The sequence below is a fragment of the Collinsella aerofaciens genome (assembly GCF_039752985.1).
GTDB lineage: Bacteria > Actinomycetota > Coriobacteriia > Coriobacteriales > Coriobacteriaceae > Collinsella > Collinsella aerofaciens_BT.
Genome location: NZ_JBDMHA010000021.1, coordinates 1 through 9,354 on the forward strand (window position 1 = coordinate 1; position 9,354 = coordinate 9,354).

At 60.7% G+C, this 9,354-nt stretch carries 9 protein-coding genes; all 9 read right to left on the bottom strand.

The features are described from left to right. The coding region (locus ABHR76_RS04145) for a PTS transporter subunit EIIC (protein ID WP_346976876.1) at positions 1-893 on the bottom strand (893 nt) is incomplete at its 3' end. A gap of 533 nt (positions 894-1,426) precedes the next feature. Beyond that, on the bottom strand, positions 1,427-2,512 hold the full coding sequence (locus tag ABHR76_RS04150; RefSeq protein ID WP_346976877.1) for a hypothetical protein: 1,086 nt from the start codon (positions 2,510-2,512) through the stop codon (positions 1,427-1,429). Positions 2,513-2,638: 126 nt separating this feature from the next. Beyond that, positions 2,639-3,724 carry an isocitrate/isopropylmalate dehydrogenase family protein gene (locus ABHR76_RS04155; RefSeq protein ID WP_346976878.1) on the bottom strand — a complete coding sequence of 362 codons (1,086 nt, stop codon included), beginning with the start codon at positions 3,722-3,724 and terminating at the stop codon, positions 2,639-2,641. 6 nt (positions 3,725-3,730) lie between these two features. Continuing rightward, positions 3,731-4,429, bottom strand: a complete 699-nt coding sequence (locus ABHR76_RS04160) for a hypothetical protein (protein ID WP_138113325.1) — start codon at positions 4,427-4,429, stop codon at positions 3,731-3,733. 15 nt (positions 4,430-4,444) lie between these two features. Beyond that, positions 4,445-4,873 (bottom strand): hypothetical protein, encoded by a 429-nt coding sequence (locus ABHR76_RS04165; RefSeq protein WP_055310425.1) that lies wholly within the window; start codon positions 4,871-4,873, stop codon positions 4,445-4,447. Between the two features lie 5 nt (positions 4,874-4,878). Continuing rightward, positions 4,879-5,958 carry an NAD(P)-dependent oxidoreductase gene (locus ABHR76_RS04170; RefSeq protein WP_346976879.1) on the bottom strand — a complete coding sequence of 360 codons (1,080 nt, stop codon included), beginning with the start codon at positions 5,956-5,958 and terminating at the stop codon, positions 4,879-4,881. A gap of 99 nt (positions 5,959-6,057) precedes the next feature. Continuing rightward, positions 6,058-7,011 (bottom strand): DegV family protein, encoded by a 954-nt coding sequence (locus ABHR76_RS04175; RefSeq protein WP_346976880.1) that lies wholly within the window; start codon positions 7,009-7,011, stop codon positions 6,058-6,060. A gap of 79 nt (positions 7,012-7,090) precedes the next feature. Beyond that, a complete protein-coding gene (hpf, locus tag ABHR76_RS04180; RefSeq protein ID WP_035137685.1) occupies positions 7,091-7,675 on the bottom strand; it encodes a ribosome hibernation-promoting factor, HPF/YfiA family in 585 nt (194 codons plus the stop codon). 317 nt (positions 7,676-7,992) lie between these two features. After that, entirely contained in the window at positions 7,993-9,003 is a 1,011-nt protein-coding gene (locus tag ABHR76_RS04185; protein WP_346976895.1) for a substrate-binding periplasmic protein, read from the bottom strand. Positions 9,004-9,354 lie beyond the last annotated feature (351 nt).

The window sequence follows — 9,354 nt, forward strand, 5'->3', positions numbered from 1 at the left end:
GAGACAACCAGGCCGATAGCAGCCTTCTTGTTCTTAGCGGTCTGAACCATAGCCAGGGCAGCACCCGGGATACCGAACATCATGCAGGGGAAGAAGCCGGACATGTACATACCGAGGCTCCACTTGACGTCAGCGGAGGTCTCGCCAGCCCAGAAGTGGGTCAGATCGCCCAGGCCGATGGTGTCGAACCAGAACACGTTGTTCAGAGCGTGGTGCAGACCAGTCGGGATGAGCAGGCGGTTAAGGAAGGCGTAGATGCCAGCGCCGATACCACCCATGGCGGCGATACCCTCACCAAGAGCAACAAGAGCACCGAAGATGAGCGGCCAAGCAAAGAGCAGGACGACGGAGACGACGATGCAGATGACGGCGGTCATGATGGCGACGCAACGCTTGCCGGAGAAGAAGGCCAGCCAGTCGGGAAGACGGGTGTCCTTGAACTTGTTGTAGCAAGTACCACCGATGACGGCGGACAGGATACCGATGAAGGAGTTGCCAGCGATCTTGGAGAACGCGATGCCCTCGGTCGTGACAAGCCAAGCGGTCTGAGCATCGGCGTCCATACCACGAATGGTGCCAACAACAGCGGGGTTCAGGAGCTGCTGAATCATCAGGAAGGCGACGAGGCCAGCGAGGCCAGCGGTGCCATCGTGATCGTCGGCAAGGCCGACAGCGGCGCCGACTGCGAACAGCCAGGCCATGTTATCGATAAGAGCGCCGCCTGCCTTGATGAGCAGGAAACCGGCGGTATAGGCAAAACCGGTAGTGTCACCGGCAGCACCCATGACTGCGGGAGCGAGCAGGTAGCCCACACCCATAAGAATACCTGCGACGGGAAGCGCCGCGACGGGAAGCATCAGCGCTTTGCCGAGCTTCTGGAGGTACTTCATCATATTGGTATCTCCTCCAACCTTTCTTTCGTTGTTCACCAACGAGTTCCATGTCCGCGCCTTGTGCATACCGGCTTCTCCGCTTGCCGGCATTGATGCGCAAACTTAGACAACCCAGTCCCTATTTGGGGTTGCTGGTATGTACGGTAGCACACACTCAATTCAAACGTCCACCACATTTCGTTCAAATTACTATATCGTTGCCAAACGGTTATTTTTGGCCCGTAAACGGTAATTTGCGCAGGTAGACATGTTGCATATATTTCATTACCAAACTAATTCTTAGCAATTTCCATTCGATTTCGTCTCAAAATTGGTTACTACCAGATGAACAGTGGTACCACATTGTTACTACCAGTTTAGCCGAAATCGTTTCACTTTATATGAATAAAGTGTCCAAGAATTTGTATATAACCTCTCCCCTACCATCCTCTTCCCCGCCCTTCCCTACAACGCAAAAAGCCCCCTAGAACGATGTCCGTTCTAGTGGGCTTCATCAGATATTTCGGCTTCGTACTCGAAGGCTCAGGCGTTCTTTACGCAAACAGGCCGTAGATGCTGATGTTGGCCTTGGCGTAGAGGCCGTTGGCGTACTCGGTCCACTTGGAGCTGGCGCTCGAAGCCTGCGAAGAGTACTGCTGGTAGGCGGTGTAATAGGCGGTCATAGCCTGCTTATAGGTAGCGCTATCGGCCGTAAAGGCATCGTCAGCGAAGGCCTTGGCGTAGGTGCTATCGGCGTCCTTCCAGGTGCCCTTTTCGCTATCCCACTCGTCGCCGGCAAGTTTGATGATGTAGTCGGCGTAGTCCTTGCTCGCGGTCTCCTCGTTGCCGTCAGCAGGCTCGGTCGGGGCGGTCGGCATGCTTGCGGAGCTATCGCCCACCTTCTTCTTGTAGAGCTTCTGCAGCGTCGCGGACTGACGGACGATCTGCTTAGCCTGATCCTTGGACACACCATACTGCGTGGCCATGGTCTTGTAGTCGGAGGTGCCGATGGAATCCTCGGCGTACTTCTTCATTTCCTTAGAAGAGACGGTGATGCCCTCGTCCTCGGCAGCATCGAGCAGGATCTTGTTGCGCACGTAGGACAGGATGACGTCGGCAGAGGGAGCGGTGTAGTTGCCATCGCTATCCTTGACGGTGTCGAGGCTGTACTGGCTCTCAATGGCCTCGCGCGCGGTGATGTCGCTCTTCTTGCCGTTGTAGCTGTAGCTTGCCACGGTCGAATCGAGCTGGTCCTCGGTGAGGGTCGCCGAGCCGACACCCTTGCCGCCAAAACCACCGTTGCCGATAAAGAAGCCGACCACAGCAGCGATCACGACTGCAACCACGAAGGCGGCAATCATCGTCTTCTTGTGCCTGGATGCATGGTCGTCTTCGTCGGAGTCATCGTCCTCGTCCTGTTCCTCGGGCATGAGGTTCTCGTCGGCGGCATCCGCGGCAATCTGAGCCTCCAGGCGAGCGTCCTCCTCCTCGGCCGTCGTACCGGCAGCAATGTGCTCGGCAGACGTACCGGCGACCAGATCGATCTTCTCGTCCTCGTCACCGTCGGGGCCTTCGCCGCGCTCGATGATCTGGATGCCGTCGATCTCGTCCTTCTCGTCCTTCTTTTGAATCAGACCCATATCAGTTACTCCTTGTTAGGAAACATAGTCCGCAATAGAATACGCCCGACAGAGCGCCGGGCGTATTGATTCTCAGGTTATACGCAAACACTTAAGTACTATTTAGGCGTTTGCAGCCTGCATGCCTTAGGCCAGGTGCGCGATAACGGCATCGGCAAAGGCCTGCGTGCCCACAGCGCCCTCAACGGAGCCGGTCTGGGCACGACGAACGTCGCCGGTAACCTGCTCGCCCTCGTCAAGCGTGGCAGATACGGCGGCGCGAATGTGATTGGCAGCGTCGTTCTCGCCCAGGTGATCGAGCATCATCGCAGCAGAGAGAATCTCGGCCGTGGGGTTGGCGATATCCTGGCCAGCGATATCGGGCGCGGAGCCGTGCGTTGCCTCGAAAATGGCGCAGTCGGCACCGATGTTGGAGCCGGGGGCCATGCCCAAACCACCCACCAGGCCAGCGCACAGGTCGCTGACGATGTCGCCGTACAGGTTGGGCAGCACCAGGACATCGAAGTCGTTGGGGTTCTGGACCAGACCCATGCAGGTGGCGTCGACAATCTTATCGTTGAACTCGATATCGGGATAGTTGGCGGCCACCTCGCGCGCAACGCGCAGGAACAGGCCGTCGGTCGCCTTCATGATGTTGGCCTTATGCACGGCCGTCACCTTTTTGCGGCCGCAGCGGCGGGCATACTCAAAGGCATACTCCACAATACGGCGGCTCTTGGCGATGGAGATCGGCTTAATTGAGATGGCGGAATCAGCGGCGAAGGTCTTCTGACCCGAGCGCTCGACGAGCTGCGAGAGCTCCTCGACCTCGGCAGCGCCCTCATCGAACTCGATGCCGGCGTAGAGGTCCTCGGTGTTCTCGCGCACGATGACCAGGTCGACGTCGCGGAAGCGCGAGCCGTCGCCCGGCTGCGACAGGCAGGGGCGCACGCAGGCATACAGGTCGAAGTGCTTGCGCAGGGCCACGTTGACGCTGCGGAAACCCGTACCGACCGGCGTGGTGATGGGGCCCTTGATGGCAACCTTGGTCTCGGCGACCGCATCGAGCACGTGCTGGGGCAGTGGCGTGCCAAACTCGTCCATGACGCCGGCACCGGCCTCTTGGACGTTCCAATTGATCTGGACACCGGTGGCCTCGACCACGCGGCGCATGGCCTGCGTAATCTCGGGACCGATACCGTCACCGGGAATCAGGACTACATCGTGCGCCATAATCTGTTACTCCTCGTCTTCGGCGGCCTCAGATTTTTTAACGCTAGCACGCTTCTTCTTTTTGGAGAGATCCAGGCCAAAACGTTTAACAAGCATTTCGCAAATCTCGCTCGAACGGGCCTTGAGATAGCTGCCCTTGCCGTTCTCGGCATCGAACTTAAGGCGCAGCGCAAGCTTCTCGGCGACCTCGGCGTCGATCTCGCCCTGGCCAAACTCGTACAGGCAACCGAGCATGTCGCGATACTCGAGGTCGCCGTGGTAGCACTGGATGGCCTCGTCCAGAATGGGCCAAGCCTCGCGCGAACGCTCGACGCTCGTGGCGCCCCACACGCACAGCAGGCGGAAGGCGGCATAGCGCAGCGTGGAGGAAATCTCGTCGAACAGCGCGGTCTCGGCGCCCTCAAAGGCATCGCCCAGCTGCTCGGGGCAGGTGGTGGCAAGCGCCGCCAGGGCATCGAGGGCCTCCCAGCGGGTCTGAGCCTCGGGGCGGTCGAGTGCCTCGATCAGCGCGGGCACGCAGGGCACGACGCGCTGCGGATCGCGCTCGGCAAGCAGGTGCAGCACGCGGGCGGCAAACTGACGGATGCGGCGCGTGGGGCAGCCGAGCTCCTTGACCAGACGGTCGACGGCGTTCTCGTTCTCCTCTGCCAGCTGAAGCTGTGCCAGCTCCTCGTCGGTGAGCTGTTCTTCCTTGTTTTCTGCCATAGTTACCTCTTCTTACTATTTCTTAGCGTGCTTGCCAGCACCCTTGCTGTCATCGGTGACCGAGATGAGCTGTCGGTCGGCCGCGCCATTGCGGCGTGCGCGGCGACGCTCCTCGGCATCGCCCGCGTCGGCGGCGGCGCGGTGAGCCTTGTTGACGTTAAAGACCTCGTCGTGCTTGCGCCACGGACCCACGGACTCGCCAAAGCTCATCTTAAGGCCGGCGATAAAGCCGCCGAGCCAGCCGATCGGCGCAAACTGCACCAGCGGGAACAGCGAGAACACCCAGGTCAGCAGGACGACTGCCGCCGCCCCTGCAAAGTTGGCGATCCAGTAGTCGCGCTTGGTGATGACGCGCTTTTCGCAAGCCCACTGGCCACACAAAAAACCGATGTAGATCGCAAAGAGAAAGAGCACCAGCGCAAGCACCACGAACGTCCAGCTCATGGGCGCTACTCCTCGTGATGATGGCCGCAGCAGCACTCGTGGCCGTCGTCATGGCCGTGGCCGCCGCAGCACTCGTGGTCCTCGCCATGGTGGTGGCCGCAACCGCACTCGTGGTCGTCGCCATGCTCACCGCAACCGCAGCCGTCCTCGTGAGCGCCATGCTCCTCGGGACGATACTGCGACCAGTCCAGACCGGCGGCGATGGCGTCGGCCTCCTCCTTGTAGAGGACCGTGATGGCCTGGGTGCCCAGCTTGGCGCCACCAATGGCGTCGAGCATGTCGTAGAGCGTAAAGGCCACGTCGGCACCGGGCAGGGCGAGCTCACGATCGTCGGCGTAAGCGAGCGCTAGGCGCAGGTCCTTAATGAAGTGCTCGACCATAAAGCCGGGCTTGTAGTCGCCGTCGAGCGCCTTGGGCGCCAGGCTCTCCATGGCGCCGGACTTGCCGGTACCGCCCAGGATCATCTGTCGAGTCTTCTCCAGATCAAGGCCGCTCAGCTCGGCAAATGCCATGGCGTCTGCCATGCCGACCATGCAGGCGCCCAGCGACACCTGGTTGGCGAGCTTGGCAGCCTGGCCCTTGCCGGCGCCATCGAAGCAGCAAATGTTGGCCGCAAAGGTGGAAAGGATATCGCGAACCGGAGCGATATCGTTCTCGGTAGCGCCCACGATAGCCGTGAGCGTGCCGGCGATGGCGCCCGACTCGCCGCCGGTGACGGGGCAGTCAAACGCCATGCGACCAGAAACCTGAGCGGCCTCGGCAATGTCACGGGCGAGCTCGGGCGAGCTCGTGGTGAGGTCGATCAAAACCGCGCCCGGCTTGGTGCACGCGAGCAGGCCGTCGCCCGCCAGGTAGAGTTCCTCGACCTCGGAGGGATAGCCCACCATGGTAAAGACGACATCGGCGTTCGCCGCGGCATCGGCCGGCGTATCTGCCCAGACGGCGCCGCGCTCGATAAGCGCCGCCGCCTTGGACTTGGTGCGGTTGTTGACCGTGACGGGATAGCCGGCGTCCAGAATGTGGCCGGCGATGGGGGCACCCATGATTCCGGTGCCGATGAATGCGACGGAGAGCTTGTTTGCCATGAAACCTTTCCTTTTGGGTTGGGTGTTGTTACCAGGTTAAAATACTCGGTGCCAGCGTTTCGGCCGTGACTTGAGGGCACTTGCAGCCGCAGCGCCTACCTACTCGCCTCGCACGCGGCGCGCGATGCGGTCGGAAAGCGAGGCTTTCTCGGCGCGATTCTTGCCCCAAAACGCGCAGGCCACCATGCCGGGGCCCACGTGCGAGCCAATGGTGGGACCCACGGAGCTGCGAATGATCGTGACGTCGGCGCAGCCCTCCTCCTTGCGGATGGCGGCTTCGAGCCAGTCACCGTCCTTTTCGGCATCGGCCGTCATGATGGCGATGGGCATGGTGCGGTCGGGCACGTAGTTCTCGCGGAACGACTTGAGGATGGACTTGAGCGCCTTCTTGCGGCCGCGGTTGACGCCGATCAGCGACAGCGAGCCGGCAAGGTCGTAGGAGAGCTCGGGCTTGACATCGAGCTTTGCCGTGAGCTGTGCCGCCGCGGGCGGAATGCGGCCACCGGCAGCCAGTGCGTCGAAGCTCTCGAGCGTAAAGTAACCGTGGACGTAGGTCTTTGCCTCGTTTGCCCAATCGACCAGCTGCTTGGCGGTCAGTCCCGCCGAACGCTGGCGCACGGCCTCGAGCGCCAAGAGCGCGCCGGTCGCACAGGGCAGAGCGTTGTCGACCACGTACAGCTCAAAATCGGGATACTCGGCGCGCACGGCGTCCGCCGCCTGGCACGCGGAGTTGTAGCTCGACGACAGCGCCGAGGTAAAGCACAGGTAGACCGTGGGCGTGCCCTCCTTGGCACACTCGGTAAAGAACTCGATATAGCGACCGAGCGACACAGCCGAGGTGGACACGCGGGCACCGGCGCGCATGCGGTCGTAGAACTCCTTGGGTGTGATGCTCGACCAGATGTCATCCGTGCGCTCCTCGCCATCGATAATGAAGGGGAAACCCAGGATATCGACATCGAGGTTCGCGGCGACCTCGGGGCTAAAGTCGCAGCAAGTATCGACGACGATGCGGCAACGGTCCGAATGACCGGCGGATGCGGCCTTGTCCATCAAAGCGACTCCTTACGTAAAAAGGCGGCCACCCGCATGGGATGGCCGCCAGCCGTTAACTCATGCAAGTTAACGTATTTTACTCGTCAAGTGTTTCGATGCGGGGCTTGATGATGCCATATCCACCATTCTTACGGTGATACACCACATTGATGAGGCCAGTCGTCGCGTTCTCGAACACGTAGAAGTCGTGGCCGAGCAGATCGGTCTGCACCAGCGCCTGCTCCTCAGTCATCGGGGTGACATCAATGACCTTCTCACGGACGAGCAGGTCGTCCTCCTCCTCGGGCAGCAGCAGGTCGGCCAAATCCTCGACGCGCTCGACCGGTGCGACATCCGCTGCGCTGGCACCGCCCTGGCGGTTGTCCACGACCTTGGTCTTGAACTTGCGCAGCTGGCGGGTGACCTTATCGGCGGAGAGGTCGATGGCGGCGTACATATCTGCACCGTGCTCGGCAACGCGAATCACCGAACCGCGAGCGCGAACCGTAACCTCGACGATTGCCGGGTTGGGGTTCGAGGGGTTCTTCTCATAGCGAAGTACGACGTCGACCGTCATGGGCTCGATATCGAAAACCTTGAGCGCCTCGCCGATCTTCTCATCCACATGCGCACGCAGAGCATCGGTTACCGTCGTCTTGCGTCCAGAAACCTTGATATCCATACGTGGCTCCAATCTGCCTCGGGGACTTACTGTACTGGCTATGTACCCATTGCCGTGCATTTAATCACGCGGATTCCCAAAGACCCGAATAACGATTGCTTGAGACCGCATACCGAAGTCTCGCACTTTTCTGTGGCAAAGTGCGCTATGGGAGGGCGACGGCGACTTAAGTTTTGCACCTAAAAAACGTCTTTGACCTGCTGGTTTTATGGAAACGAAAAAGCCGGGCTCCCCTGTTGGGAAAGCCCGGCAATGCGTGTTGAAACCGTGAAGAGGCGTCTCTCCTAGCGCATAGGAGACACCACCCCTAGCAATAACTAGCTATTGAGCTTGTTAATGTCGTCGTCGGTGATAGTGCCCTCCTGGCCGGACGACTTATCCTCGGAGGTTGCACCCTCGCTGCTCGAATCGGAGGATGCAGACTCGCTGGATCCGGTGTCGGTCAGCTGCACGTCGGCGCCCGAGACCGTCTTGGTGGTGAGGTCATAGGGCATCGTGCCGTACCAGACGGAGTGAACCGCCTCGAGCGTGCCATCGACCGTGATACCGTCGAGGGCATCGCTCACGGCACGGCATAGCTCATCGTTGGCCGCGAGGCCCGCGACGCCGAGCGTCGAGGGTGTCTCGAGCGCGCCGACGTAAGAGATCTGGCTCATCAGGCGCGCAAGGTAGCCGCCGGCCGTGGAATCGCAAATCACGTAGTCGATCTCGCCGGACTCGAGCGCCTCAAAGCACTCGTTGATGTTGGAGAAGGTCTTTTGGTTGGCGGTAATGTTCTGCTTAGCAAGCGCCTCCTGCGAGGCCGAGGACATCTGAACGCCCAGGGTGGACGTGTTAAGGGTATCGGTGGAAACGCTTAGCGACCCACCATCGCTAGTTTTACCGAACACGGAAGTGGCATCGTACAGGCAGGTGCCGAGCGAGCTAATGTCCCCGTCCGTGGAGTTAATCTCGCCGATAAAGATATCGGCCTTTTTGTCGCCGAGCGCGGAACCTGCCGAAGACGCATCGACAAAGGAGACCTTAAGGCCCATGCGGCTTGCGAGGGCGCGGGCGGCGTCAACCGCATACCCCGTGAGCTCGCCGTCGGCGTCCTGCATGGCCTGCGGCGCATCGGAAGTATCGAGGGCGACCGTCAGGGTTCCGGGAGTGACCAGGGCGTCGTCCGACACCGCCGGCGTGACGGTCTCGTACTCGATCTGGTCGATCGTGGGAGTCGTGAACGCAGACAGCGGGTTGAACGCGCATCCGCTCAGGCCCAAAACGGCGATGACCGCTGCGGTCCCAGCACCTAACCGAGCCGCGTGCATCAAGCTGCCCCTCACCATGTCCACTACCCTACCTTCTGTGTCGTATACGATCCGTGCGTTGCACGGAATATCAGGTTGTTCCCACCAGCTGACCTGGTATTTGACCCCACACTTGCGCACCGGGGTGTTTGCTCGGGAGGCCGCAGCCACCTTCACGACTGGCCCGCTCGCCCGCGAGGCGGTATTGCCCCAAAGAAAGTAGAACGGACGGTGCGGCTTACATCTAGGACGCGCCATGATCGCGCCGCGCGCACGCGGTCGCTTACGTGGATCCCTTTGACCGCGTCTGTCTTGGACTAGGACGGGCATTTCGTCCGTCCGCAACCACAGCCTGGCAGGAACGTAGCGCATTATAGCTAAGTTCAAGCT

Coding starts and splice junctions, on each gene's coding strand:
- ABHR76_RS04185 (WP_346976895.1), bottom strand. CDS start 9,003: ATGGTGAGGGGCAGCTTGATGCACGCGGCTCGGTTAGGTGCTGGGACC.
- ABHR76_RS04160 (WP_138113325.1), bottom strand. CDS start 4,429: ATGGCAGAAAACAAGGAAGAACAGCTCACCGACGAGGAGCTGGCACAG.
- ABHR76_RS04170 (WP_346976879.1), bottom strand. CDS start 5,958: ATGGCAAACAAGCTCTCCGTCGCATTCATCGGCACCGGAATCATGGGT.
- ABHR76_RS04150 (WP_346976877.1), bottom strand. CDS start 2,512: ATGGGTCTGATTCAAAAGAAGGACGAGAAGGACGAGATCGACGGCATC.
- ABHR76_RS04155 (WP_346976878.1), bottom strand. CDS start 3,724: ATGGCGCACGATGTAGTCCTGATTCCCGGTGACGGTATCGGTCCCGAG.
- ABHR76_RS04175 (WP_346976880.1), bottom strand. CDS start 7,011: ATGGACAAGGCCGCATCCGCCGGTCATTCGGACCGTTGCCGCATCGTC.
- hpf (WP_035137685.1), bottom strand. CDS start 7,675: ATGGATATCAAGGTTTCTGGACGCAAGACGACGGTAACCGATGCTCTG.
- ABHR76_RS04165 (WP_055310425.1), bottom strand. CDS start 4,873: ATGAGCTGGACGTTCGTGGTGCTTGCGCTGGTGCTCTTTCTCTTTGCG.